At 50.5% G+C, this 23,646-nt stretch carries 26 protein-coding genes and 10 pseudogenes; 16 read left to right on the top strand and 20 right to left on the bottom strand.

Going from position 1 to position 23,646, the window contains the following annotated elements; translation table 11 throughout:
• Nucleotides 1-46 precede the first annotated feature (46 nt).
• A pseudogene (locus MN084_RS15480) lies at nt 47-484 on the top strand (transposase); the annotation flags it as partial.
• Between the two features lie 20 nt (nt 485-504).
• On the opposite strand, the gene MN084_RS15485 reads toward MN084_RS15480, so the two are convergent.
• Together MN084_RS15485 and MN084_RS15490 are read right to left on the bottom strand one after the other, a co-directional pair.
• Nucleotides 505-2,514, bottom strand: coding sequence for a molybdopterin-containing oxidoreductase family protein (locus MN084_RS15485; protein ID WP_330178155.1), 2,010 nt, complete (start codon nt 2,512-2,514; stop codon nt 505-507).
• A gap of 140 nt (nt 2,515-2,654) precedes the next feature.
• Nucleotides 2,655-3,173, bottom strand: a pseudogene (locus MN084_RS15490) (IS1595 family transposase).
• 140 nt (nt 3,174-3,313) lie between these two features.
• On the opposite strand from MN084_RS15490, the gene ribBA reads away from it, so the two are divergent.
• The 3 genes from ribBA to nusB all read left to right on the top strand — a co-directional run bounded on the left by ribBA (nt 3,314) and on the right by nusB (nt 5,402).
• Nucleotides 3,314-4,426 carry a bifunctional 3,4-dihydroxy-2-butanone-4-phosphate synthase/GTP cyclohydrolase II gene (gene ribBA, locus MN084_RS15495; RefSeq protein WP_241085860.1) on the top strand — a complete coding sequence of 371 codons (1,113 nt, stop codon included), beginning with the start codon at nt 3,314-3,316 and terminating at the stop codon, nt 4,424-4,426.
• Nucleotides 4,427-4,497: 71 nt separating this feature from the next.
• The gene (gene ribH, locus MN084_RS15500) at nt 4,498-4,968 is read left to right on the top strand and encodes a 6,7-dimethyl-8-ribityllumazine synthase (protein ID WP_241085859.1); all 471 of its coding nucleotides are present in this window, start codon (nt 4,498-4,500) and stop codon (nt 4,966-4,968) included.
• Nucleotides 4,968-5,402 (top strand): transcription antitermination factor NusB, encoded by a 435-nt coding sequence (nusB, locus tag MN084_RS15505; protein WP_241085858.1) that lies wholly within the window; start codon nt 4,968-4,970, stop codon nt 5,400-5,402. The genes ribH and nusB overlap by 1 nt, the downstream gene beginning before the upstream one ends.
• Before the next feature lie 274 nt (nt 5,403-5,676).
• Here the strand turns inward: nusB and MN084_RS15510 are convergent.
• A pseudogene (locus tag MN084_RS15510) lies at nt 5,677-5,823 on the bottom strand (IS5/IS1182 family transposase); the annotation flags it as partial.
• Nucleotides 5,824-5,829: 6 nt separating this feature from the next.
• Entirely contained in the window at nt 5,830-5,967 is a 138-nt protein-coding gene (locus MN084_RS19935; protein WP_445083845.1) for a hypothetical protein, read from the bottom strand.
• 534 nt (nt 5,968-6,501) lie between these two features.
• On the opposite strand from MN084_RS19935, the gene thiL reads away from it, so the two are divergent.
• The 4 genes and pseudogenes from thiL to MN084_RS15530 all read left to right on the top strand — a co-directional run.
• Nucleotides 6,502-7,476 carry a thiamine-phosphate kinase gene (gene thiL / locus MN084_RS15515; protein WP_241085857.1) on the top strand — a complete coding sequence of 325 codons (975 nt, stop codon included), beginning with the start codon at nt 6,502-6,504 and terminating at the stop codon, nt 7,474-7,476.
• On the top strand, nt 7,457-7,942 hold the full coding sequence (locus MN084_RS15520) for a phosphatidylglycerophosphatase A family protein (RefSeq protein ID WP_241086064.1): 486 nt from the start codon (nt 7,457-7,459) through the stop codon (nt 7,940-7,942). Before thiL ends, MN084_RS15520 begins: the two co-directional genes overlap by 20 nt.
• 23 nt (nt 7,943-7,965) lie before the next feature.
• Nucleotides 7,966-8,625, top strand: coding sequence for a retropepsin-like aspartic protease family protein (locus tag MN084_RS15525; RefSeq protein WP_241085856.1), 660 nt, complete (start codon nt 7,966-7,968; stop codon nt 8,623-8,625).
• 153 nt (nt 8,626-8,778) lie between these two features.
• Nucleotides 8,779-9,400, top strand: a pseudogene (locus MN084_RS15530) (IS256 family transposase); the annotation flags it as partial.
• A 35-nt stretch (nt 9,401-9,435) separates the two neighbouring features.
• Here the strand turns inward: MN084_RS15530 and MN084_RS15535 are convergent.
• The 4 genes and pseudogenes from MN084_RS15535 to MN084_RS15550 form a co-directional block, all read right to left on the bottom strand.
• Nucleotides 9,436-9,624 carry a transposase gene (locus MN084_RS15535; protein ID WP_241085855.1) on the bottom strand — a complete coding sequence of 63 codons (189 nt, stop codon included), beginning with the start codon at nt 9,622-9,624 and terminating at the stop codon, nt 9,436-9,438.
• On the bottom strand, nt 9,596-10,246 hold the full coding sequence (locus MN084_RS15540) for a DDE-type integrase/transposase/recombinase (RefSeq protein WP_330178156.1): 651 nt from the start codon (nt 10,244-10,246) through the stop codon (nt 9,596-9,598). Before MN084_RS15540 ends, MN084_RS15535 begins: the two co-directional genes overlap by 29 nt.
• 7 nt (nt 10,247-10,253) lie before the next feature.
• Nucleotides 10,254-10,646, bottom strand: a pseudogene (locus MN084_RS15545) (IS30 family transposase); the annotation flags it as partial.
• Nucleotides 10,647-10,658: 12 nt separating this feature from the next.
• Nucleotides 10,659-11,006 (bottom strand): annotated as a pseudogene (locus tag MN084_RS15550) (transposase); the annotation flags it as partial.
• A 77-nt stretch (nt 11,007-11,083) separates the two neighbouring features.
• On the opposite strand from MN084_RS15550, the pseudogene MN084_RS15555 reads away from it, so the two are divergent.
• Nucleotides 11,084-12,210: pseudogene (locus MN084_RS15555) on the top strand (IS256 family transposase).
• A 61-nt stretch (nt 12,211-12,271) separates the two neighbouring features.
• Nucleotides 12,272-12,424 carry a hypothetical protein gene (locus MN084_RS19940; RefSeq protein WP_445083978.1) on the top strand — a complete coding sequence of 51 codons (153 nt, stop codon included), beginning with the start codon at nt 12,272-12,274 and terminating at the stop codon, nt 12,422-12,424.
• On the opposite strand, the gene MN084_RS15565 is transcribed toward MN084_RS19940, so the two are convergent.
• Nucleotides 12,425-12,817 carry a transposase gene (locus MN084_RS15565; RefSeq protein ID WP_241085853.1) on the bottom strand — a complete coding sequence of 131 codons (393 nt, stop codon included), beginning with the start codon at nt 12,815-12,817 and terminating at the stop codon, nt 12,425-12,427.
• Nucleotides 12,818-12,824: 7 nt separating this feature from the next.
• The gene (locus MN084_RS15570) at nt 12,825-13,043 is read right to left on the bottom strand and encodes a hypothetical protein (RefSeq protein WP_330178157.1); all 219 of its coding nucleotides are present in this window, start codon (nt 13,041-13,043) and stop codon (nt 12,825-12,827) included.
• Between the two features lie 221 nt (nt 13,044-13,264).
• On the opposite strand from MN084_RS15570, the gene rpe reads away from it, so the two are divergent.
• Nucleotides 13,265-13,951, top strand: coding sequence for a ribulose-phosphate 3-epimerase (gene rpe / locus MN084_RS15575; protein WP_241085851.1), 687 nt, complete (start codon nt 13,265-13,267; stop codon nt 13,949-13,951).
• A 55-nt stretch (nt 13,952-14,006) separates the two neighbouring features.
• Nucleotides 14,007-14,375, top strand: a complete 369-nt coding sequence (locus MN084_RS15580) for a GxxExxY protein (protein ID WP_241085850.1) — start codon at nt 14,007-14,009, stop codon at nt 14,373-14,375.
• 135 nt (nt 14,376-14,510) lie between these two features.
• Here MN084_RS15580 and MN084_RS15585 read toward each other — a convergent pair.
• The 3 genes and pseudogenes from MN084_RS15585 to MN084_RS15595 all read right to left on the bottom strand — a co-directional run bounded on the left by MN084_RS15585 (nt 14,511) and on the right by MN084_RS15595 (nt 16,736).
• Nucleotides 14,511-15,732 (bottom strand): annotated as a pseudogene (locus MN084_RS15585) (IS256 family transposase).
• A 91-nt stretch (nt 15,733-15,823) separates the two neighbouring features.
• Nucleotides 15,824-15,991 carry an ATP-binding protein gene (locus MN084_RS15590; RefSeq protein ID WP_241085849.1) on the bottom strand — a complete coding sequence of 56 codons (168 nt, stop codon included), beginning with the start codon at nt 15,989-15,991 and terminating at the stop codon, nt 15,824-15,826.
• 373 nt (nt 15,992-16,364) lie between these two features.
• Nucleotides 16,365-16,736 carry a Mu transposase domain-containing protein gene (locus tag MN084_RS15595; RefSeq protein ID WP_330178158.1) on the bottom strand — a complete coding sequence of 124 codons (372 nt, stop codon included), beginning with the start codon at nt 16,734-16,736 and terminating at the stop codon, nt 16,365-16,367.
• A gap of 222 nt (nt 16,737-16,958) precedes the next feature.
• Between MN084_RS15595 and MN084_RS15600 the strand changes: the two genes are divergently transcribed.
• Together MN084_RS15600 and MN084_RS19945 are read left to right on the top strand one after the other, a co-directional pair.
• On the top strand, nt 16,959-17,264 hold the full coding sequence (locus MN084_RS15600) for a hypothetical protein (protein ID WP_241085848.1): 306 nt from the start codon (nt 16,959-16,961) through the stop codon (nt 17,262-17,264).
• Nucleotides 17,265-17,401: 137 nt separating this feature from the next.
• Nucleotides 17,402-17,536 carry a hypothetical protein gene (locus MN084_RS19945; protein WP_445083846.1) on the top strand — a complete coding sequence of 45 codons (135 nt, stop codon included), beginning with the start codon at nt 17,402-17,404 and terminating at the stop codon, nt 17,534-17,536.
• A 444-nt stretch (nt 17,537-17,980) separates the two neighbouring features.
• On the opposite strand, the gene MN084_RS15610 is transcribed toward MN084_RS19945, so the two are convergent.
• From MN084_RS15610 to MN084_RS15640, 7 genes are all read right to left on the bottom strand, one after another.
• A complete protein-coding gene (locus MN084_RS15610; protein WP_241085847.1) occupies nt 17,981-18,199 on the bottom strand; it encodes a hypothetical protein in 219 nt (72 codons plus the stop codon).
• Between the two features lie 396 nt (nt 18,200-18,595).
• Nucleotides 18,596-19,012: a hypothetical protein gene (locus MN084_RS15615; RefSeq protein WP_241085845.1), complete on the bottom strand. Its 417-nt coding sequence runs from the start codon at nt 19,010-19,012 to the stop codon at nt 18,596-18,598.
• A 298-nt stretch (nt 19,013-19,310) separates the two neighbouring features.
• Complete coding sequence (locus tag MN084_RS15620; RefSeq protein WP_330178159.1) at nt 19,311-19,850, bottom strand: translation initiation factor 2; 540 nt, start codon at nt 19,848-19,850, stop codon at nt 19,311-19,313.
• A 1-nt stretch (nt 19,851) separates the two neighbouring features.
• Nucleotides 19,852-20,436: a translation initiation factor 2 gene (locus MN084_RS15625; protein WP_241085843.1), complete on the bottom strand. Its 585-nt coding sequence runs from the start codon at nt 20,434-20,436 to the stop codon at nt 19,852-19,854.
• 337 nt (nt 20,437-20,773) lie between these two features.
• Nucleotides 20,774-21,079 carry an ISL3 family transposase gene (locus MN084_RS15630; protein ID WP_445083847.1) on the bottom strand — a complete coding sequence of 102 codons (306 nt, stop codon included), beginning with the start codon at nt 21,077-21,079 and terminating at the stop codon, nt 20,774-20,776.
• 35 nt (nt 21,080-21,114) lie between these two features.
• Complete coding sequence (locus tag MN084_RS15635) at nt 21,115-21,375, bottom strand: transposase (RefSeq protein WP_320416372.1); 261 nt, start codon at nt 21,373-21,375, stop codon at nt 21,115-21,117.
• On the bottom strand, nt 21,326-21,688 hold the full coding sequence (locus tag MN084_RS15640) for a transposase family protein (RefSeq protein WP_330178160.1): 363 nt from the start codon (nt 21,686-21,688) through the stop codon (nt 21,326-21,328). The genes MN084_RS15635 and MN084_RS15640 overlap by 50 nt, the downstream gene beginning before the upstream one ends.
• A gap of 142 nt (nt 21,689-21,830) precedes the next feature.
• On the opposite strand from MN084_RS15640, the pseudogene MN084_RS15645 reads away from it, so the two are divergent.
• Both MN084_RS15645 and MN084_RS15650 read left to right on the top strand, forming a co-directional pair.
• A pseudogene (locus MN084_RS15645) lies at nt 21,831-23,022 on the top strand (IS256 family transposase).
• 37 nt (nt 23,023-23,059) lie between these two features.
• Nucleotides 23,060-23,490, top strand: a pseudogene (locus MN084_RS15650) (ATP-binding protein); the annotation flags it as partial.
• Between the last annotated feature and the right edge of the window lie 156 nt (nt 23,491-23,646).

Raw genomic sequence — 23,646 nt, forward strand, 5'->3', positions numbered from 1 at the left:
ATTTGTTGTTGCGAGACATCAAAACAACCATTGGAGATACGCCACCATGAGTAAGAATAACGTTGTTAAGCTGGCAGTTCGAGATACGATTATCGATCCGCTGACAGAGTTGCCGAGAAGCGGTGCAGAGCAGTTGATCTACCAGGCGGTGGAGGCCGAGCTGCTGGAGCTGTTGGCGGAGCACGTCGAGCGACGGACAGAGGATGGCACGGCGGGTGTGGTGCGTAATGGTCACCTGCCAGCTCGTAAACTGCAGACAGGATTGGGGCCGGTCACGGTCAAGATCCCCAAAATACGAGCGAAGACCGGCGAGCCGGTGACGTTCCGATCAGCTCTGGTGCCGCCGTATGTACGCAAGACGAAGTCACTGGAAGCGGCGCTGCCGTGGCTCTACCTGAAGGGGATTTCCAGTGGAGAGATCGGTGAAGCCCTGAAAGTGCTGGTGGGTCCGGATGCAACAGGCTTGTCGGCCGGCACGGTGTCGGCCACCCATCACCGATACAGTCACTGGTCCGTTGAAGTCCCTGTTTTCCGCACCCAGACAGCCGTGTCATGAAACACCGCACCACCATTCGGGCCAGGAATATCTGAGCTGATCAGAACATTCGCACCCTGCCCTCCCGGGAAGTGATCACCCGGCCATATACCCTCTATCGCAACCACTCCTGAAGCTATACCCGGCGTAATCTGCGCCTCAACATCAATCTCACCACGCTGATTCCCAACCACTACCCGATCACCCGAATCAACAGTAAGAGACGCAGCATCTTTTGTGTGAATAAGAAGCCTGGGAGCAGACTCTTTTTTCCGCGAGCCCGGCGTTTCAGTAAACGTTGAATTCAGGAAAGTTCTGGCTGGAGGAGTAATCAGCCTGAAGGGTCTCTCTTCATCGGAGTTATCAATAATATCCCAGTGATCAGGCAACTCTGGCATGGCACTGCCCAAAGGCCCTGATTCTCGCCATTCAGGTTTAAAGCGGAATCGCCCATCGGGCCAGCTGAATCCATCAATAAAATTCATCTGATTAAAATCTTTACTGCAATCCAGCCAGCGCTGCTCTGTCAGCTCTGCCAGTGCAGGGTAGCCAGAGGCTTTAAGAGTGGCATCGATCACCTCGGCGGCACTCATCTCAAATCCAGGATGTTCCGCTCCCAGGCGCTTTGCCAGATCACAGATCAACTGGTGATTTGACCGGCACTCACCAGGAGGTGAGATGACAGCCGGACCCATCTGCAGGTGCATCTGCCCATAGCTCTGATAGAGATCATCGTGTTCAAGAAACGTGGTAGCGGGCAACAGGATATCCGCCATGCGCGCTGTCTCCGTCATAAACTGCTCATGAACGCAGATAAAGAGATCTTCCCGGGCAAAGCCTTTATGAACGGCATTCAGGTCGGGAGCCACGAGCATCGGATTGGTGTTCTGGATAAACAGCGCTTTGACTGGGATGTCGCCCCCCAGATCCTCCCTGTTGCCACACAGAATCGAGCCGATACGCGACATATCCAGCACTCGGATGTCGGGGTTACGAAGATCCTGGCCCTCAATCAGGGTTTTATCCAGGTGGAACAGGTCACTGGTACCCAGCAGGGCACCGCCACCCGGGTATTGCCAAGCACCGGTCACCGCAGGGAGACAGCTCACAGCATGGACATTATGAGCACCATTGCGGCTGCGTGAAAAACCGATGCCCAGGCGTATGAAGCTGCGTTTAGTCTTGCCGAACAATCGGGCAAACTGTCGGATATCCTCCGCTGGAATACCGGTTATCCCGGCAGCCCATTCCGGGGATCGCTCAGACAAGTGCTGCTCAAGCAGCTCCGGAACATCTGTGTACTTCTGAAGATAGGCCCTATCGGCATACCCCTCGGCAAACAGCAGGTGCATCACAGCACAAGCCAGGGCGCCATCCGTACCCGGCCTTGGCATCAGGTGAATATCCGCCTTTGCTGCGGTTGCCGTTCTGTAGGGGTCGACAACAACCAGTTTTGCTCCGCGGCCTCGCTTCGCCTTACTCACCAGGGTCATGACATTGACTTGGGTTGCCACCGCATTGCATCCCCAAAGGACAATCAGGTCGCTCTCCACCATCTGACGGGGATCACTGCCCCAGGCGGCACCCACACCCGCCTTCCAGCCCGCATAGGCGAGGGCGGTACAAATGGTACCTTTTTGTCCTGAATAACCCATCCCATGCCGCAAACGGTGGATGCCATCCCTCTGAAGCTGTCCCATAGTACCTGCGTAATAGTAGGGCCAGATGGCTTCTGAGCCGTATTCTCCTGCTATGCGCTGGAAATTTTGTGCAACCTCGTCCAGGGCCTCATCCCAGCTGACCGGGACAAACCGCTCCTCTCCCCTGGGGCCGACACGCTTCATCGGGCGCGTCAGTCGATCAGGGTGGTGTACATGCTCGGCGTAACGCGCCACTTTAGAACAGATTACCCCCTGGGTGTAGCTGTTCGCCTTTGCCCCGCGCACTTTACCAATGGTATGGGAATCGATTCGTTCCACCTCGAGCGCGCAGGCAGATGGGCAGTCATGAGGACACACAGTAGGAAAAAATTCAGCGGTCATTAGTAGCATTCTCTACCTGTTGCAGATAAAACTAGGGGGTCGCCCTAAGTTAATCAGCTAACTTTGTTTTTAACCCATTAATTAAGTTGTTTTAACTGACTTTTTGGATCACTGTTGTCAAATCGTCATTCACACTCCTTCAAAATAGAGATGAAAAAGGCCTTTTGGTACACCGTTAAGCTGACGCATATGCCGCTTTGCCTAGTTCCAAAAATTCACTATCCTTTATTCTGTGTAATGTGGTTAGGCTTGTTTGCGAATAGCTTACTGTGATTTATTCGACGGGAATAATAACGGTAAATACCTTCCCGTTGCGCTTTAGCAAGCCAAATACAGGAACTTTACCGACCGCACCTCGATCTCCCTTTCCTTTGAGCCTACCACCAAAATAACTTTCGCCCACTTCTATTTCTCCGTCCAGCAATTCCAAATGCTCACTGTAGTCATAGATAACCTGTCTAAGTCGATGAAAGTAATATTCCGCCGTTGTTTTATTGACGCCAACTTAAAGAGACATCTGTTCGTGTTGTTGTACTCGCTACAAATATCCCCATTAATCGACTTTGTTTGTACCTACTTAATCTGCTTTTTCTCACTTTGCTATCCTAAAATAATTTATTTACCTAGGACAGCCCCTTATGTTTTTTCCGCTGATTTTTCTATGCTTGGGTGTTGCCCTCTGCTTTGGTAGAATGCCCAGTTCCTTTTCACAGCGCTCTGTTGCGCGGTAGTAGTTATGGCATTCAATACAACTGAAGAAATTATAAAAGATCTGCGCCAAGGCAAGATGGTTATTATCATGGATGACGAAGATCGCGAAAATGAAGGCGATCTGCTGATGGCGGCAGAGATGGTGACAACGGAGGCGATCAATTTCATGGCTCGTTTTGGCCGTGGGCTAATCTGTCTAACCCTTAGCAAAGAGCGCTGTCAGCAGCTGCGTCTGCCGTTGATGGTAGATATCAACGAAGCTCAGTATTCGACCAATTTTACTGTCTCCATAGAGGCGGCAGAAGGGGTGACAACGGGTATATCCGCTGCTGACCGAGCGGCAACTGTTCTGGCGGCGGTGAAAAAAGATGCCGTACCTCAGGATCTGGTGCAGCCAGGGCATATCTTTCCCCTGATGGCACAGCCCGGTGGTGTGCTGGTGCGTGCCGGACATACTGAGGCCGGCTGCGACTTGGCGCGTCTGGCGGGTTTGACTCCAGCCGCGGTGATTGTCGAGATTCTCAATGAAGATGGTTCCATGGCCCGTCGGCCCGATCTGGAGCTGTTTGCCAAAGAGCATGAGCTGAAGATTGGCACTATCGCTGACTTGATTCATTACAGCGTGCGTAATCAGAAGACCGTGGAGCGGGTCAGTGAATGCACACTTCCGACTAAATACGGTGATTTCCGGCTGGTAGCTTTCGAAGACTCTATCGATAGTGAGCTGCACTTGGCACTGGTGCTGGGGGAGGTTGATCCGGAGAAGCCGATATTGGTACGGGTACATATGCAGAATACGCTGTGTGATCTTTTCTCTATCGACAGCAAAAACTGTAGTTGGCCGGTAAGCAATGCTATGGCACAGATCTCCAAAGGGGGTGAAGGTGTTATTGTGCTGCTACGTAATCACGACAGCAGCCGGGAGATTATCCAGCGGATGCAGGAGTTTAAATCTCATACCCAGGGTGATGAATCGAATCAGCGTGATCCACGCAGCCACCTCCGAACTTTCGGTATTGGGGCGCAGATTCTTTCTGATCTGGGTGTTCAGAAAATGCGGGTTCTGAGTACTCCCATGAGTCTGCACGGCATCTCCGGATTTGGCCTGGAGGTGGTGGAGTATGTGGATTGCAAGTAATCCGGCTGTTCACCTCTTTGCACTTTGTAATAGAATGGGTTGAAACCCGCTGAAACTAAGGTCTTGCAATAATGGCAATTAAAACCATCGAAGGTGCGCTGACAGTTCAAAACGCCCGTTTCTGCTTAGTCGTGGCACGCTTTAACAGCTTTGTCGTCGAGAGCCTGCTGGAGGGTGCTATTGATGCCCTGAAACGACATGGCGCCAAGGATGCTGACATCACCATTGTGCGCGTGCCGGGTGCTTTTGAGATGCCACTGGTACTGGAGAAAATCGCTGCCAAGGATGAGTATGATGCGATTGTTGCTCTGGGCGCGGTGATCCAGGGTGGCACCCCCCATTTCGATTTTGTTGCCGGTGAGTGTGTGAAAGGGATGGCCCAGGTTACACTGAAACATACCATTCCCATCGCCTTTGGTGTGCTGACCGTGGATACCATCGAACAGGCGATTGAACGTGCCGGAACCAAAGCGGGTAACAAGGGAGCGGAAGCGGCAATGTCCGCCGTAGAGATGGTCAACATACTCCGTCAGCTCGACTGATGAGTAAAAAACGCAGCCAAGCCAGGCACCACGCAGTTCAGGCGGTCTATCAGTGGCAGATGACCGGGCAGAATATCAGAGATATCCATGATCAGTTTCTGTCGGAACAGGATACAGGCAGGTTTGAGCTGGATTATTTTGATCTGCTGTTACACGGCATTCCAGCCAGCCTCAGTAAGCTGGATGAGAAGCTCACCCCTTGCCTCGATCGCTCCATCGAGAGCGTTGATCCGGTAGAGCGCGCTATTCTTCGCCTGGGGGCCTACGAGTTGATTAATCGGCTTGAGGTTCCCTACAAGGTGGTGATCAATGAGGCGGTGGAATTGGCAAAGGTCTTCGGGGCCGAGCAGGGACACAAGTACGTCAATGGTGCGCTAGATAAACTGGCCCACCAAGTCCGCAAGACAGAGGTCGAGGCCAAGCGTAAGAAATAACCATCTGACTTACCTGCGTAGTCTTTGCCGTCTTTATCCGGCTGTGGGCTAGTACTCCAGCAAGCTGACTCTGAACCGAGTGGCAATTACTAAAACTCAAAACCATCGTCATCCCGGAACCTGCGCCGGTATGACGGATGGAGTACCTGAATAGGAATTTCAGCTCAAGGGAACCTCTAAAAACCTGACAAAGGCCAATAAGTCTCTAGCAAACCGGGAGGACTCGGTATTTTCACGCTCATTTTTCTGGCAACACCCATATCCATCCCTCGCTTCATCCGGCCAGCCACACCAATCGACGCATGTTGTACACCAAATTCATCATTCCAATCTTCACCCCGTCCCTGACTTGCCCGATGCTACGCACTAGTCGATTGGCCTGCCAGGCAAACACGTGCTCAACTCGAGCCCAAACTTTCGCTCCCGTTCATTCAAGGGGGCGTTTGCGTGTCGACTTGCGATGAATCTGACTGCGGTAATGCGCACCCGGCAAAGCGGCTTCCCGTTCTACACCGCGGTAAGCAGAATCGGCCCAGACACTTTTCCATTGTACTGTTATTCTCATCCAGCAGTTCCTAGAAGACCTGACTGGTTGTCCCTGAAGTATCAGGTTGAGGATCTGGTTCCTTAGACCTTTTAGATCTGATTCTCCGCCCATATTTTGGAATAATCATACGATTTCCCGCTAACCTTATCCAAGCACAATAAAACCAAGCTAACAACTTGGCTAAATTATATCCTGCTGCCGCCAAAACCATATTAGCTTTATTATCATATTCAGCTTTAAGATAGTTTCGATTTAACCTAATTGTCTGATTTAAGGTGTCCACCAATAACCGGCTCGACAGCGGTTCGGCGCTTCATCCATTTTCGGGTTGACCGAGCTACCCTCTTAAGGAGCCCGCCACAGAGCTTAACGTCAATTTCATTGCCTACGCGGTGCCCAGAATAGTCCTGATGCACAATATGCGTTTTTGAGTTTCCGGTGACTCAAACTCTCCGCTGATTTTTGGGGTTTTTTAGAGGCTCCCTTTAGTAAAGCACCATTTAGCGCTGACTCATTACTACTACCTTGCTGGAGTACGTGTATCCTTTCGTTATGGCACTTTCTGAATTTGACCTGATCCGCAACTATTTCTCCAGAGCAGGCCGTGTTCGGGACGATGTCTCACTTGGTATCGGTGATGATTGTGCGTTATTGCAAGTGCCGGATGGTTTTGAGCTGGCAGTCAGCATCGATACCCTGGTGGAGGGCGTGCACTTCTTTCCCGGGGCAGATCCGGAGTCTCTTGGATACAAAAGTCTGGCCGTCAACCTGAGTGATCTGGCTGCGATGGGTGCCAAGCCCGCCTGGGCAACCCTTGCCCTGACGCTACCGAAAGCGGATCCGCTTTGGCTTGAGGCATTCAGCCGTGGCTTTGCCGGGCTGGCCAATCGTTACGGTGTTCAGTTGATTGGTGGCGACACCACTCGGGGGCCTCTCAATATCTCTGTTCAGGTCCATGGTTTTGTGGCGCCGGGCGAAGCGCTGCGGCGTAATGCGGCTTCACCGGGAGACCTTATCTATGTTACCGGAGACCTGGGGGATGCCGGTCTGGCACTCCTTGCCGAACAGGGTGATTCTCTTCCCAGCGGCTTGGGCCGTGATCAGATAAACAGACTTCACCGTCCCGAACCCCGGCTTGCCGCCGGCATGGCGATGGCGGGTATTGCCCGCGGCGGGATAGATATCTCTGATGGCCTGCTTTCGGATCTTGGGCATATTTGTGAAGCCAGCGGTGTCGGGGCCACTGTCGAGTTGGAAAAAATTCCTCTGTCATCGGCTGTAAGATCATATATCGAGCAGTTGAACGACTGGTCACTGCCTCTGGCTGCGGGAGATGACTATGAGCTCTGTGTTACCGTACCCTCACGATATCGCGGCGAGATCGAGGCAGTAGCCACACAACTTGATGTGAATTTGACGCAGATTGGAACCATTGGAGCGGGGGACGCGGTCTGTTGCCTGAGGGCCGATGGAGAAGAGTTGGTAATGGAGAGCAGAGGGTTTGAGCATTTCACGGGCGGACGGTAAACCTCAACCGGATTGGCGAAACCCTGTCCACCTGCTGGCATTCGGGTTAGGTTCCGGTGCGGCCCCGAAAGCTCCGGGCACATTCGGGACGCTGGCGGCAGTGCCTCTTTACTTTCTGCTACAGCCTCTGGCGCCATGGAGTTATCTCCTGGTTGTGACTGCCATGTTTTTTATCGGTGTCTGGTTGTGTGACCGGACATCAAAAGATCTGGGCGTACATGACCACGGGGGGATTGTCTGGGATGAGTGGGTCGGGTTTCTGCTGACGCTCTGGCTGGCCCCTGCCGGGCCTGGCTGGCTAATTGGCGGATTTGTGCTGTTCCGGATATTCGATATCTGGAAACCCTGGCCCATCGGCTGGCTGGACCGGCGTGTGGGTGGTGGCTGGGGGATCATGCTGGATGATATTGTCGCCGGGCTGTATGGTCTTATGCTATTGCAGCTGGCTGCCTGTTTTTTGTTTTAGGTTTCTGTATAGAAGGGAATGCTATGAGAAGCAAAATCACCTTTATTCTCCTGCTGATCTCCCTGCTGGGTACTGTCTGGCCAATAACCGCTATGGCGGTTGAGAAGGTCAGAGTGGTTGCTTTATTCAAGAATAAGGCAATGGTGGAGATAGACGGCAAACGGCGTTTCCTGAAGGCAGGTGATACCAGCCCTGAAGGGGTTCGGCTGATTTCCGCCAATACCGATGAAGCGGTGATCGAGGTGAATGGCCGACAGAATCCTTATGGTCTTGGATCTCAGTACGGCGGCAGTTTTGCCAAACGGGAGGCGGCGGAGGTAAAGATCTGGAGAGATACCAACGGCGCGTTTAATACGATTGGCAGCATCAATGGAAGAATGACCGATATGATGGTCGATACAGGGGCAACCATCATTGCTATAAGCGAAGTTGAGGCAAAGCGGCTGGGCATTCAGTATCGTCTGAAGGGTAAAAAATCCGGCGTGAACACGGCCTCGGGTTTTGCTGAGGCCTACTCCCTGATGTTGGACAAGGTTAAAGTGGGTGATATCGCGCTACAGAATGTCCAGGCGGTGGTGATCAAAGGCTCTTCTCCGAGGCGGGTGCTGTTGGGGATGAGTTTCCTGAAACGGGTGGAGATGAATAATCAGGATGATATGTTGCTGCTGAGGAGCAAGTTCTAGGCACAACTTCCCGGTACGCCTACAGCTTCAGGATATTCCCATTGATAAAGCGGCGATATTTGACAACGGGAACTAACTGGCCGCTTTTTTGAGACAGACCTAAATTCTGTGTAACCGCCTGTCATTAAGCCCAGACAAGAGGATAGGCAGATGATCGACAAGAAAGAGCTCCAGGCGATAGCCCAGGCGGTCGCTAATCACATCAAAACTGAAGAAGATCTCAACGAGTTTCGGCAAATGCTGCCCAGAATCACGGTCGATGCGGCACTCAACGTCGAACCGGATGATCATCTTGGCTTTGCCAAACATGAACAGTCCGAAGCGAGTAATAGCCGCAACGGCACTACTGGCAAGACCTTGCAAACGGAAGATGGCCAGTTTGAACTGGATGCTCCACGAGATAGAGCGGGCAGCTTTAAACCCCGACTGGTTAAAAAGCACCAGCGTCGATTTGCCTCAATGCATGACAAGATCCTCTTCTTGTATGCTCAGGGTATGACGACCCGCGAAATCGTCACGACATTCAAGGAAATGTACGGAGCCGATGTCTCCGCCACACTCATATCCAAAGTTACTGATGCGGTTATCGAGCAGGTTGACGAATGGCAATCTCGCCCCCTGGATGCGATTTAGCCTATTGTTTATCTGGACTGCATTGTCGTTAAAATCCGGCAAGACAAGAAAGTGATCAATAAAGCGATTTATCTCGCTCTGAGCGTCAACCTGGAAGGAAGGCCACAAGGAATTATTGGGGATGTGGCTGTCGGAAAATGAGGCTGAAATGCCCCCATTCTATGGCCACTTGGCGTGTTAGGTTCTCCGCATTTCACGTAATCCAAAATACGCCATCTCTGGCGTGACGTAGTGTTGTGAACCGTGGGGTCGCCGCTCATTATATCGGCAACGCCACTGTTCAATAACAACTCTGGCTTCGGTCAGGCTACCAAATATCTCTGCATTTAAACACTCCTTAGCGGAAAATGCCGTTGAAGCTTTCATTGCTGCCATTTTGCCAGGGTTTTCCCGGTTCAATATTGGCTAGCTTAATATCATCCTTTTCCAGTTCCTCGCGCAGTACGAGGGCCAACAGCTCAGCTCCGTTGTCGCTGCGAATGGCTCGGGGAATTCCGTAGCGAATGATTAATTCACGTAGCACCGCTTTCACGTGTTGACTCTGTAGGTATCGACCAGTTTTGATTGCCAGACAATAACCGGTTGCTTCGTCCTTGACCGTCAAGCACCGCAGAAGCTCTGCGTCATGATAGCGGTCATGTACGAAATCCCATGCCCACACATCATTCCGTCGTAGCGCCAATCCCTCCAGTTTTACCCCAGTGCGAATTTTCCGTCGAGGGCGATAAGGCGGCAAACACAGGCCATTAAGCCGCCAGAGTCGATATACGCGTTTGTTGTTTACCTGCCAACCTCTGAGCCGCAGATAGGCGCCTGATAAACGATAGCCCCAACTGGGATCCTCCCGCACCACTACACGCAACGCGGCCGACAGATGCCGGTCACGACGTTCTCGTTTTGAACTATAATGAAGCCCCGATCGCGGTGTCGTACAAAGCCAGCTTGCTCGCCTTTGGCTAAGACCCCGTTCAATAGCAAACAATGCCATTGTAGATTCAATGGGTCAATGCAACACCGTCATTTAGTTTATCTGCAGGAGTGGCGAAGTCCAATGTTTTTCTCGGTCGTTGATTGAGTTTTTTCGCCACGCGACCTAAGTGTGCCTGAGAGTAAATCGACAAGTCTGTTTTCTTCGGAAAGTACTGCCTCAATAGCCGATTTGTATTTTCATTGGTCCCTCTTTGCCATGGACTTTGTGGGTCACAAAAGTAGATTTTTGCATCTGTTGCCATAGTAAATTTCTTGTGACCGGCAAGCTCCATCCCCCTATCCCAAGTTAATGACTGTACCAGCTTGTCTGGAAGTTTTTTAACCTGTTTCGTGAGTGCGGAAACAACCGAATTAGTGTCTTTCCATGCGACTTTAGAGTTATAGTCAAATCTGGTGTTTAGCCAGTTGAATCAAGCGGCGACCTGATCGACTCCTGCTACCTCAACACCCTCTTTAAATTTGATTCCGGTTATCACCTTCGCCAGATAATCGAAACCCCGTAATCGTCTCCACTTCTTCTCGGCACACCGGCCGAGTTTGAACATCATGTGTAGCATGCCGTCACGCGATAGGCAGCCCTTGGAACGCTTGGTTCGATGGCGGATTGTCCCGAAGGTGGATTCAACCGGATTGCTGGTTCGAATGCTCTGCCAGTGCTGCGCAGGAAATTGATAGAAAGCCATCAGTTCCTCTCGGTCTTTGTGCAGACAGATGGCAGCCTTCGGATACTTTGGCTCATACGTTTTGATAAACAGATCAACCAGATACCCCGCTTTTTTTCAATTCCTTTCAAACAACACTTTCAATTATAACTCCCGTTCAGTCAGGGTAGGCCATTAGCGGGAAAGAGGGTGTTTTTGCCCCGTTACTAAAACAGCTCACCGAGGCTGCTCTTGAAGCTGGGCCAGAGAATCATGTTGCTGATGATGTGGTGCCTAACCGCAAGAACGGCAAGTCCCGCAAGACACTTAAAACAAGCGAGGGCCGTATTGACCTGAATATGCCCCGTGACCGGGCCGGTACATTTGAGCCCCAAATTATTAAGAAGCATCAAACCAGTATCAGCGATGAGATTGAAACCAGGATCTTGTCGATGTATGGCCAGGGCTTGATGAGTTATACCGATATCAGTGAACATGTCCATGATCTCTATGGCATCTCGGTCTCTACCGCAGCAATCAGTGCGATAACCGACAAAATAATCGATACTGTAAAAGCCTGGCAACAGCGTCCACTGGATTCGCATTATCCCTTTGTTTGGCTGGACGCAATTCACTACAAAGCTCGGGCCCAAGGCCGCTACTAAAATCGCGCTGTTTATACCGTTCTTGGGCTGAATATTGAAGGCAAAAAAGAAGTGCTGGGGTTATACCTGTCCGAAAGTAAGAGCGCTGATTTCTGGCTGGGCGTACTGAGTGATTTATAAAATCGGGGTATGAACGATATCCTGATTGCTTCCGTGGATGGTCTGATAGGCTTTCCAGAAGCGATACAAACAATATTTCCAGAGACTGAGATTGTTCACCAAATACGCAACTCGCTACGCTACGTTGGCTCCAGGCACCAGAAGGTGTTTCTGGTTGACCTTAAAGGCGCTGAACAAGGAGGCAGCTGAATCAGCCCTCGACGATCTTGAGAAAGCCTGGGGCGATAAATAACCCCATCGTGATTCAATCATGGGGCAAGAGGTGGGATAACTTATCCGTCTGTTTTCGTTACCCCGAGGACATTCGTCGAGTTATTTATACGACTAACTCTATTGAAGCAGTGCATCGACAATTCCGGAAACTGACAAAAACCAAGGGCGGTTTTCCGAATGACAACAGCCTGCTTAAATTATTATACTTTGGCATTCAGAATGCCAGTAAGAAATGGACGATGCCCATTCGCAACTGGAATCTGACCTTCTCTCAACTGGCTATCTTCTTCGAAGGTAGGCTTGATCGCGCACTTGATCTGTGATGATGCGGACTGAGTGCTTTTACGTTGACACAATATTCTGAACAGTCTCCATTTATTTAATCTGAACGATGATCAAACAGAGTTCCAAATACGGGATCGCTATAGCTTTTATCGTTTTCTTGGGCTGAGCCAGGAGGGTAAGGTACCCGATGCTACGCACCAGTCGATTGGCCTGCTGGGCAAACATGTGCTCAACTCGAGCCTGAACTCTTGATCATTTTCGGTTTGCCTCTTGCTCCGGTTCATTCAAGGGGCGTTTGCGTGTCGACTTGCGATGAATCTGAGCACGCGGTAAAGCGGGTTCCCGTCCTACACTGCGGTAAGCAGAATCGGCCCAGACACTGCCACTACTGTTGTTCTCATCCAGCAGTTCTTCGGAGACTTGGCTATCGTGAGCTTCAGCCGATGTGATGGCGTGCTTGCGAATGACCTTGTACTGCCGATCTATGCTGATGTGGATTTTACCATGCTTCTTAGTCCAGTGGGCTTCAACATTCTTCTGTCGGCATTTGTTATTACCCCATGCCTCAGGGCTGTCCCCATCTTTTGATTTGCCTATTTTCCTCTCGCGTATTGCGTTGCTTGAGTGCTGGAACAATAGCGGCATCTACAATCTATCCCTTGCGAGCACTGAAGCCTGCTGCATCAATCTGGATCAACAGTTCTGAAAAGAGTTTATCAACAAGGCCCCGTTCTTTCAGGCACACCGACTCTCCAACCAGGATCGCCTCTTCAATATCATCAGCTATTCGCTGCTCACGCATCAAGTCTGACGCGGGAACGGCACTTGCCAGAACCAGCAATAAAGAGAGCAAAAAAAACTTACGGCCCATGCTTAATATATCTCACTCAGAATATTTTTCTTTCACAGTATACATACAGTCACTTTATTTAGTTTATACAAACACTTAACCACACCCCGAAAGAGCCGTAAATTACTCTTTCCAATCAAGGTGTTAGATACATTTCTCAATGAAATATAATCCTGCATAGGGTAGAGTTATCAGTTTATAATGTTCTGAATATTTGATAATGCATACTCCAGGAGACCGTCATGACAGACTTTAAGATTGCACCATCCATTCTCTCAGCCGACTTCGCCAAGCTGGGCGACGAGGTAGACAAAGTGCTGGCAGCAGGTGCGGACATCGTCCATTTTGACGTTATGGACAACCACTATGTACCTAATCTGACCATTGGACCGCTGGTCTGCGAAGCGTTGCGCAAGCACGGCATGACCGCAGACATCGACGTACACATGATGGTTAAACCGGTTGATCGCATTATTCCCGACTTTGCCAAAGCGGGCGCTACTTATATCACTTTCCATCCGGAAGGCAGCGAGCACATTGACCGCTCCCTGCAACTGATCCGTGAGCAAGGCTGCAAATCCGGATTGGTGTTCAACCCCTCCACACCACTGAGCCACCTGGACTACGTGCTGGACAAGATCGATATGATCCTGGTCATGTCCGTCAACCCTGGTTTCGGTGGTCAGAGCTTCATCCCTGCCGCCATGGACAAACTGCGCGCCTGCCGCAAGATCATCGACGACTCCGGCTTTGATATTTGCCTCGAGATCGACGGCGGTGTGAAAGTAGACAATATTCGCGAGATTGCAGAAGCAGGAGCCGACACCTTCGTTGCGGGCTCTGGTATCTTCGGCAATGCCCAGGAGAGCGATCCCAACCGCTACGACACCATCATCGGCCAGATGCGTGCAGCGCTTGCTAAGGTCTGAGCCTGATTAAAAGCAATAGCTGAGAGAGTGCAGAGGACGCGGAGATTTTTTATGGATGAAAACCTCCCTACTGGGAGAGCTATTAGTGCCACAATCAGAGACACATCGCTCAATAGGCCCTGGCTTACTTGAGTCGGTTTACCAACAGTGCTTGGCACAAGAACTAGTACTGCGAAGAATCCCTTTCGAAAGAGAGGTGCCAATCGGCATTAGCTGTAAGGGAATGTCCATTGACCATGCATTCCGTGCCGACTTTCTTATCGATAACCGGTTGATTATTGAATTAAAAGCAATGAAACATATTGACGCTAACCATAAAGCTCAATTGCTAACCTATATAAAATGGTTAAGGTGTAAACTTGGATTATTAATCAAGGGAATTATGGGACTGTCTGAACCTCCCCGGCTTAGTGGACACTTTTAATTAGCGACTCAGACAAACCTGCCTCAGAAATAGCCCTGTAACTCGAAAATCCGAAGAAACCAACTTTACAAGTGGAAGGAGCAGTTGGATAGCAAGAGTAAACAGGCATTTACGAGTTATAGTCAAATCTGGTAATCAAGCGGCGACCTGATCGACTCCTGCTACCTCAACACCCTCTTTAAATTTGATTCCGGTTATCACCTTCGCCAGGTAATCGAAACCCCGTAATCGTCTCCACTTCTTCTCGGCACACAGGCTGAGTTTGAACATCATGTGTAGCATGCCGTCACGCGATAGGCAGCCCTTGGAACGCTTGGTTCGATAGCGGATTGTCCCGAAGGTGGATTCAATCGGATTGCTGGTCCGAATGCTCTGCCAGTGCTGCGCAGGAAATTGATAGAAAGCCATCAGTTCCTCTCGGTCTTTGTGCAGACAGATGGCAGCCTTCGGATACTTTGGCTCATACGTTTTGATAAACAGATCAAAGGCCTTTTCCGCATCGGCCTGGGTCTCCGACTGCCAGATGTTATGCAGTGCCTGCTTCGCTTTCGGCTGAGCTGACCTTGGCAGGCAGTTCAGCACGTTCATGGTCTTGTGCATCCAGCAGCGCTGCTGGCGCGTCTCCGGATACACTTCCTCCAGCGCAGCCCGGAATACCATTCGCCAATTTTGGCGGGGTCAGTCCGCGTGACTTCAGTTTCAACAGTACCTCCCGCCAGCTCTGTGTGGACTCCCGTACACCATCCTCAATTGCCAGAAAATGCTTCTCACCACGCTCATTCACGCCGATCACCACCAGGGCACACAGCTTCGTCTGCTCTGCTCTCTGTCCGCTGTAGACACCGTCTGCCCACACATACACCCAATGGCCCTTATCCAGGCGCTCCTCGCACCCGCTCCGATATTCTTCTGCCCAGACCTGCTTCAGACGCGATACCCTGCCCGCCGACAAGCCTCTTGCACCCGGAACCACCAGCACTTTCAGGGCTTCACCCATCTCTCCACTGGAAATCCTCTTCAGGTAGAGCCACGGTAGTGCCGCTTCCAGTGACTTCGTCTTGCGTACATACGGCGGCACCAGAGCTGATCGGAACGTCACCGGCTCGCCGATCTTCGCTCGTATTTTGGGGATCTTGACCGTGACCGGCCCCAATCCTGTCTGCAGTTTACGAGCTGGCAGGTGACCATTACGCACCACACCCGTCTTGCCATCCTCTGTCCGTCGCTCGACGTGCTCCGCCAACAGCTCCTCCACCGCCTAGTAGATCAACTGCTCTGCACCGCTTCTCGGCAACTCTGTCAGCGGATCGATAATCGTATCTCGACCTGCCAGCTTAACAACGTTATTCTTACTCATGGTGGCCTATCTCCAATGGTTGTTTTGATGTCTCGCAACAACAAATCAACCAGATACCCCGCTTTTTTTCAATTCCCTTCAAACAATACTTTCAATTATAACTCCTTTCACCGGTACCAAGGCCCACAAAAACGATGCTCTGGGCCTCTTCCATAAATTCGCAGTGATGCAGTGCAGTAATCAGTTCTTCGTTTACCTGACTTTGGATAAAATCAAAGCCTGCCAGCTCACAATGAGCTGGGAAGCGTGCCAGCTTCATTTGATATTGAATAGAACGCACTTCTCGTTCAGCGACTTCGGCTTTGAGTCATTGCTGCAGTATGGGTTCTGCTTTGCTGTAAGCAGATGAAGCTTGCTCAGACAGCTCTGCAATGCTTTGCGCCATACTGTGGAATTTTAGTAACTTCATGGTTGCTATCGTGGCATCAACGGACATGGCGTTTCCCCCATAAGTGATCATAACGGCCTGTGTCGGCTTTGGGTTTCTTTACCAGCGTGAGTTCAGGACGCGGCTTGAGCAACGCCGGTCTTGGCTTATCCAGGCAGCTAATAACGTGCTGTTTAGAAGGGCTGCCACTGGTCAGTGCAGTGGTAATGGCCTTGTTCTACCTTGCGTTCATCATGTTGCAGCACTAGTGCCAGTACATTGACCATATCCTGGTTGTCACCGGGATGCTTGAGCCGTTATTTTTGTAGTTTGCGGAAGCTCTCTGGCAATTCCTGGAAGGGTGCTCCATTGCGCAACGCACCGGGCTTACGCTACAGTACCGACGGGTAGTGATGCTAGCCATAGATTGTTTGCCCTTTTGGCTGTGATCTCGTGTGAACATACGCTGATGTTCTGCAATCATCACCAATTTATGGGCATGAATATGTAAGCTGGTGGGGCGATTGGTAAAAGAAGCGGGTACACTGTAACGACTGTTATCAAAGATAATCAGGCAGGTGGATAAGACCCGCTTACTGTGTTCTATATATCTGTCAAAGGGCGCAGGAATCGACATCAGGCGAACCACTTCGTCCTGCCAGGCAATTGTGCTGTCTTTGTACTCAGGATGGCAAATCTCTTGCCATAAGGTCTTATAGCACTAGCCAGATGTTCTGGCACATCAATATCCGCAAATGCCGACGCCTGATGCCAGAGGCGATAGCGGGAATCTCGAACATTTTTTTCTATCCAGCCCTTCTCCCAGCCTGCGACTGAGTTACAAACGTCGGACTCAAACATGAAGTGGCTGGCCATGACTCTCGAAGCGGGTATTGAGCACACGCCTCTTACCGCGATGGACCTTATCAACAGCGGTCTTCATAGCGTCGTAGATACCACGCTCCAGCACACCGCCGGGCACCCTGAAGGCCGGGTTGTGCGCATCAAAGATGCATCTCCTGGATTGGGGATAAGCGCGCAGAAAGAAAGCAGGGCGGCTACTGAGCTTGAACCGGGCAATCTGTCACTTAGTGCTTTTGCCACCCAGAACAACGCAGCCTTCGCTCCAATCAAACTGAAAAGCTTCTCCAGCAAAGGCCAATAGTACCTAGGTGCCGCTACTGGCGAACACGTGAAGCTTTCCTGCTATTGCGCCCGCCAATCTCTGGCACGGGAAGCAGCTTTACCCCGGGTGCGCATTACCACAGTCAGATTCATCGCAAGTCGATACGCAAACGCCCCTTGAATGAACCAGAGCAAGGAGCAAACCGAAAACGATCAAGAGTTTTGGCTCGAGTTGAGCACGTATTTGCCCAGCAGGCCAATCGACTGGTGCGTAGCATCGGGCAAGGCAGGGCCGGTGGAAGATTGGTATGATGAATTTGGTGTACAACATGCGTCGATTGGTATGGCTGGCCGGATGAAGCGAGGTATGAATATGGATGTTGCCAGAAAAACGAGTGTGAAGATGCCGGATTCTCCTGATTTGCTAGAGATTATCGGACTTTGTTAGGTTTTTAGAGGCTGCCTCGTCTATCATTCCTTTTGTTCCCTGCTGGCTTTTCAGCAGGTCAGGGTTACACGTGGATCACTTTTGGATGCAATTTAACAGTGCGAGAGGTTTAAGAACTGAGAAAGCTGCGAACGGAATAAATCAGCACTGTTATCCGTTTTTTGTAGTTTCATGTTTGCAAGGTTTTGATGATGAAGGGAGGATTTTTTTGCAAACTGTTCTATCATAAATAGATTATTAATCTCATATTTATCATATTGTTATAAATAATTCAGGGGCGACTGTGTATAGTCTGTTCTGCGGTATTTTTATGGCATTCCAGGCAGTGCGGGAGTGACCTCTTGTCCGGTGTTGAACTCTCTCTTGAAAGGGTCCTTGTGGTCAACATGGGCTGCTCTCATCGGAACGCCCTCCCAGGATTTGGCCTCGGTGCTTACTTCAACTGCTGTGAAAAAAAGAATAGGAGCGCCCAGGAGCAAAGCCACTGTTGCCAGACCAACCACCCTGTTTTCATTCACTCTTTTCATGGCATCCAGTAAGGAATGGCATGTTGGAAGAAAAAAGACCTTGAAGAGGTGCCAGTATACCGATATAGAGGCTGGGCTGTGTTGAGTAAAATTAGTAGCTTAGGGGGGGAATACCGGATTCAGCTGCTCGTTGTGGAAAGTGTGAATAGGATCAATGAAAGTTATTTAAATTGGATTCGTTATCTCCAATGGTGCAGACAGTCTTGCACCATTGGCTGTATTTGATGTTAAGGAGCCTCTGATCAATTCATGAATTGATGGCTGAAATCGCCCGGCTCTGCCTTGAAAGCCTTGGCAATAGCCAGCCATTACCGGCAATTTTCACCCTGATCGGGAAGATTTCAACTTGCCGTCCATCCGATCCAGAATTAATCAAAGGCTCTTTAAACAATGGAATCATCCACTGAGTGAATGATTGATTCCCTGTGCCATGTCCTGAAGAAAAAACCTTGCCTCGCCATTATTGATATCAGTCACTGGTCGGGCTATTTCTAGCACGGCGTCAAGCATATTTTCAAGCCATTGCATATCTTCATCCATTGGCAGGATAGCATGGACATGGGATAGATATCGCACCGCACGGGTTATCAGGGCCACATCATAATTGCCACATAAACCAATTCGGCGTTTTGCAATGACAAATAACTTCGCTGCAAGTATTTCGATCTGTAGCGAATCGGTGGACCCGGTTGACCATTCTATTGAGAAAACAACTGTTTTGCATACGTCGAGAAGCGTCTGTAATGTCGCTTGATGATAACTTCTGCTTGGGACTATTTCACTCTCTTGACGTTTCAGTGCTACTGCTTTCATCTCGATCCATGACCTCGGTTCATCAGTCGAAAGATGGCGCTTTGGAAGTCGCAATGGGTAACACCGGACTCGGGTAGACAGTATCTTTGGATGCGGCAGAAGTGCAGTGATGAATACCAAGAACGTGCTGCTGCACCCTGCTCATACCTTGAATCAGGTGGTTGGCCAGCAGGGTTGAGGCGGGCACGGTGTGGGTGGGGAAACAGATCGCCCACTAAATAATAACCCTAGGAGATGCTACCAAAATATGGCTGGATTTCAACTTTACGCAGATCCATTTTCGATTGCCAGTTTTTAGCTACGGGATGACAGGGTTCATAAAGCCCATGGGCCGTGAAATCTGGTTCAGATTCCCGCTCATGGAGGATACGGCACTAGTCATCTGTCCAAAGCGTTGCTCTATGTTGACCATGCCATGGCTAAGGGAGCTCATATCCTGGTTGATCTCTATCATATCACCACTGATATAACTCATGGAACCACTGATCTGAGGCATTTTGTCTGCCAGGGCCCCGGTGTGACTGCTGATTTTATCCATGTTGCGAACATGCTGGTCGATGGTGACAACCGTGTCGGTGATGGAGGTCATATTGCCTCTGATACCTGTCAAGCTGCCGTGCATGGAGTCCATGGTGTTTACAATACCGTTCAGGTCCTGATACAGCACAGAAATGTAATAGACGTTAAACACTCCCAGAATGGCAAGTAGCACCGACATGGCGAAAAGGACCATGTCGGTGGTCTGGAAGTGCTGGTGGCGTTCGTCGAGGTGCAGTTGGGTCTCTCGACTCAACCTGCCAACCATTCCAACCAGAATGCGTCTTGGATCTTCAACCATTTCAATATTCCAAGGGGAATGGGAATATTTTATTCAATGAGCGTGCAGATCGTCCCATCCTTTGCATGTCGTATCCCATCTGCTGCACATTCACATTCATGTGGTCGATGGAGACGGCGATGTTGCTGATATTCCCGCGGACGCCCTTGACGCTGCTTTTGATGCCGGCCATGGTGCCGCGCATGGTTTCCAGATCAGCCGTGATGGCAACCACCTCCTGATCCATTACCTGAGTTTGGCCCGCTATCCCTTCAAGCAGTTTCATCCGCAGTTCCATGGATATCATGGCGGTGTCGATTTCGCTCATTTGCACCGATACGGTTGAAAAATCCTGGTTCATTGCGCCGACTACATTGGAGATGCGGCCGATTTGGGAGGAGAGGGTCAATAGCAGAATTAACAAGGAGACTGCGATGATGCCAAGGATGATAATGCCTGCCCGGATAGCGTTGTTGAGACGATCGCCGAGCTTATTCTTAACTTGGATCTGGCTGACGATAATGGCCTCGAATGAGGTGACGGCCCGCAAAAACTGCTGGTCTGTTATCTCATCGATTTGATCGGATGCTGTGATTTCATCAGCCATAGGCACGGACTCATTACTTGGTTACCTCTCCGATGCTAGCCTAAACGGCTATGGTTTAGAAGGCCTAACATCTATTTATTACCGTTTCACTGTCACTCTCAGATAATAGGCTTTTAATTCAATTCAGCGGCCCTCCCGCCAAATGATTTCCCATCTGGATGAACTGGAATGATAGTTAATGGTGACCTGAATCTGTTCTCTCCGTTATCATTGAGTGCGTGGTGTGATTAAGGTGCCGGATTATTTTAGCTTTTCATGGGCTGATCCTATATCTGTTTGTAGGGCTGTCCTAGATAAATAAATTATTTGGCTCTTCCCCTAATCGAGAGGGTAAGTATCACCCAACCACTCCCTCAGGATAAAGATTCAGCCCTCCAAAGTGGACGTAGGTTGCATTGGCAAATCGCTCCTTGTTGCGGAAACCTCTGCTACGCACCTTGATCATCTTGATTCGGCTGTTGAGGCCTTCTGCCGGACCATTACTTACTTCCAAAACAACAGCGTTCAATATTTCCCATAGATGATCCTTGATTGTTCCCGCCACTTTCTTGATTGGCTCCAGGCCACTGCGCACTGCCCATGACAACCACCGTTCCCAGCCTTTCCTTGCCCATGTCTTGCTGGCATAGTGCCAGAGTAACATGGCAAACTCTTTGAGAGCCCAGGAACGGGCCGTCTTCAGCGTGCTGTCACGTAGCGCCTTAACCGCAATTTCTGTCTGCGCGTCATGTTCTCCGGGTTGCAGAGCCAGTCATACTGGCCGACTTTAAGGGTCCTCATAGCCTTCAGCCAACAGCGCTTTGTGCTCTTGGCAGCGTGTACCTTGTCTACTGCTTCACCGAGATACTTGGCGACATGGAGTTTATCAAAGGCAATCTTCTCTTCAGCCCTAGGCAGGCTTTTCAGTGTGGCATTGATAAAAGCTGGCCACATATCCATGGAGACACTCTCTATCGCTTCTCGCTGCTCCTCTGTCAGACTTTCGTACGCGTCGCCTTTTTGCGGTCACTGCCCACGTGTGGCACTGTACCTGCATCCTGGTCTGATAAGACTGTTGCATAATCATGGCGTTTCTTGAAGACCGCCTCATCAACACCCATCGTGTTGGGCTGATCTCTGTTCTACGTGCCAGTCCTCGCTTAACCGCTCGCTGCATAATTCCATCAATGGCATTCCAACTCAGCCCCATCAATCGGGAGACTGCCGAGATGGATACCTCTTTCAACCAGTCGATCACCAGTGCCTCAAACATTGCAGTAAATCCAGAGCCCGGTTCCGCCCAGGAAACTGGGAGTTATAACTGAAAGTGTTGTTTGAAGGGAATTGAAAAAAGCGGGGTATCTGGTTGATTTGTTGTTGCGAGACATCAAAACAACCATTGGAGATACGCCACCATGAGTAAGAATAACGTTGTTAAGCTGGCAGGTCGAGATACGATTATCGATCCGCTGACAGAGTTGCCGAGAAGCGATGCAGAGCAGTTGATCTACCAAGCGGTGGAGGCAGAGCTGTTGGCGGAGCACGTCGAGCGACGGACAGAGGATGGCAAGGCGGGTGTGGTGCGTAATGGTCACCTGCCAGCTCGTAAACTGCAGACAGGATTGGGGCCGGTCACGTTCCGATCAGCTCTGGTGCCGCCGTATGTACGCAAGACGAAGTCACTGGAAGCGGCGCTGGCGTGGCTCTACCTGAAGGGGATTTCCAGTGGAGAGATGGGTGAAGCCCTGAAAGTGCTGGTGGGTCCGGATGCAATAGGCTTGTCGGCCGGCAGGGTATCGCGTCTGAAGCAGGTCTGGGCAGAAGAATATCGGAGCTGGTGCGAAGAGCGTCTGGATAAGCGCCATTGGGTGTATGTGTGGGCAGACGGTGTCTACAGCGGATTGAGAGCAGAGCAGACGAAGCTGTGTGCCCTGGTGGTGATCGGCGTGAATGAGCGTGGTGAGAAGCATTTTCTGGCAATTGAGGATGGTGTACGGGAGTCCACACAGAGCTGGCGGGAGGTGCTGTTAAAACTGAAGTCACGCGGACTAAACCCGCCAAAATTGGCAATCGGAGACGGTGCTATGGGCTTCTGGGCTGCACTGGAGGAAGTGTATCCAGGGACGCGTCAGCAGCGCTGCTGGATGCACAAAACCATGAACGTGCTGAACTGCCTGCCAAGGTCAGCTCAGCCGAAAGCGAAACAGGCACTGCATAACATCTGGCAGTCGGAGACCCAGGCCGATGCGGAAAAGGCCTTTGATCTGTTTATCAAAACGTATGAGCCAAAGTATCCGAAGGCTGCCATCTGTCTGCACAAAGACCGAGAGGAACTGATGGCTTTCTAAATTTCCTGCGCAGCATTGGCAGAGTATTCGGACCAGCAATCCGATTGAATCCACCTTCGGGACAATCCGCCATCGAACCAAGCGTTCCAAGGGCTGCCTATCGCGTGACGGCATGCTACACATGATGTTCAAACTCGGCCGGTGTGCCGAGAAGAAGTGGAGACGATTACGGGGTTTCGATTATCTGGCGAAGGTGATAACCGGAATCAAATTTAACGAGGGTGTTGAGGTAGCAGGAGTCGATCAGGTCGCCGCTTGATTCAACTAGCTAAACACCAGATTTAACTATAACTCCCGGTGAAACCCTCCTGGTGACTACAGTCGCGGTGCAGGCCTTCAGCACCATCATAAACCTATTCGCTTTTTATCGACTATCGAGCTGGTTAACCTGCTGGAGCAGGAGAAACAACTCGGTAAGCAGGGGTCAATGGCTAACAGGTTGATGCATGCGGATCTCGTGATCCTTGGTGAACCGGGTTATCTTCCCGCAGGTGGTGCTTTGTTATTCCATCTTCTCAGTAAGCTGTATGGACGCACCCACGTCATTATTACCACCAATGTCAGCTTCATTGAATGGTCGAATCTCTTTGGTGATAAAAAGATGACTGCACTGCTTGATCGACTGACCCATCACTGCCGTATCATCGAAACCCGCAATGACAGTTACCGATTCAAGAACTCAACCCGCAATACGGAGAGAAAAACCAAGCGAAAACCCAAGAAATAAGTCATAATCCGGCTTGATTAGGTGGGGCACTTTTGGATGCAATTTAATAAATTGACACAAAACCTAACACTACTCTTGAATCCCCCCTACCTTCTGCGAAGGTAGGCTTGATGGCCCACTTGATCTATGATGGTATGGGTTGAGTGCTTTTATGTT

The organism is Candidatus Vondammii sp. HM_W22, from assembly GCF_022530855.2.
Classification (GTDB): domain Bacteria; phylum Pseudomonadota; class Gammaproteobacteria; order Chromatiales; family Chromatiaceae; genus Vondammii.

Coding starts and splice junctions, on each gene's coding strand:
- MN084_RS15640 (WP_330178160.1), bottom strand. CDS start 21,688: ATGTTTGAGGCACTGGTGATCGACTGGTTGAAAGAGGTATCCATCTCG.
- MN084_RS15590 (WP_241085849.1), bottom strand. CDS start 15,991: ATGAAGCTGGCACGCTTCCCAGCTCATTGTGAGCTGGCAGGCTTTGAT.
- rpe (WP_241085851.1), top strand. CDS start 13,265: ATGACAGACTTTAAGATTGCACCATCCATTCTCTCAGCCGACTTCGCC.
- MN084_RS15635 (WP_320416372.1), bottom strand. CDS start 21,375: ATGGATATGTGGCCAGCTTTTATCAATGCCACACTGAAAAGCCTGCCT.
- MN084_RS15610 (WP_241085847.1), bottom strand. CDS start 18,199: ATGAAAAGAGTGAATGAAAACAGGGTGGTTGGTCTGGCAACAGTGGCT.
- MN084_RS15595 (WP_330178158.1), bottom strand. CDS start 16,736: ATGTCGATTCCTGCGCCCTTTGACAGATATATAGAACACAGTAAGCGG.
- MN084_RS15620 (WP_330178159.1), bottom strand. CDS start 19,850: ATGGTTGAAGATCCAAGACGCATTCTGGTTGGAATGGTTGGCAGGTTG.
- MN084_RS15570 (WP_330178157.1), bottom strand. CDS start 13,043: ATGGGCCGTAAGTTTTTTTTGCTCTCTTTATTGCTGGTTCTGGCAAGT.
- ribBA (WP_241085860.1), top strand. CDS start 3,314: ATGGCATTCAATACAACTGAAGAAATTATAAAAGATCTGCGCCAAGGC.
- nusB (WP_241085858.1), top strand. CDS start 4,968: ATGAGTAAAAAACGCAGCCAAGCCAGGCACCACGCAGTTCAGGCGGTC.
- MN084_RS15630 (WP_445083847.1), bottom strand. CDS start 21,079: ATGTTACTCTGGCACTATGCCAGCAAGACATGGGCAAGGAAAGGCTGG.
- MN084_RS19935 (WP_445083845.1), bottom strand. CDS start 5,967: ATGAGAATAACAGTACAATGGAAAAGTGTCTGGGCCGATTCTGCTTAC.
- MN084_RS15565 (WP_241085853.1), bottom strand. CDS start 12,817: ATGCCGCTATTGTTCCAGCACTCAAGCAACGCAATACGCGAGAGGAAA.
- MN084_RS15525 (WP_241085856.1), top strand. CDS start 7,966: ATGAGAAGCAAAATCACCTTTATTCTCCTGCTGATCTCCCTGCTGGGT.
- MN084_RS15540 (WP_330178156.1), bottom strand. CDS start 10,246: ATGGCATTGTTTGCTATTGAACGGGGTCTTAGCCAAAGGCGAGCAAGC.
- MN084_RS15625 (WP_241085843.1), bottom strand. CDS start 20,436: ATGGCTGATGAAATCACAGCATCCGATCAAATCGATGAGATAACAGAC.
- MN084_RS15615 (WP_241085845.1), bottom strand. CDS start 19,012: ATGAAAGCAGTAGCACTGAAACGTCAAGAGAGTGAAATAGTCCCAAGC.
- MN084_RS15535 (WP_241085855.1), bottom strand. CDS start 9,624: ATGAAAGCTTCAACGGCATTTTCCGCTAAGGAGTGTTTAAATGCAGAG.
- thiL (WP_241085857.1), top strand. CDS start 6,502: ATGGCACTTTCTGAATTTGACCTGATCCGCAACTATTTCTCCAGAGCA.
- MN084_RS15580 (WP_241085850.1), top strand. CDS start 14,007: ATGAAAACCTCCCTACTGGGAGAGCTATTAGTGCCACAATCAGAGACA.
- ribH (WP_241085859.1), top strand. CDS start 4,498: ATGGCAATTAAAACCATCGAAGGTGCGCTGACAGTTCAAAACGCCCGT.
- MN084_RS15600 (WP_241085848.1), top strand. CDS start 16,959: ATGAAGTGGCTGGCCATGACTCTCGAAGCGGGTATTGAGCACACGCCT.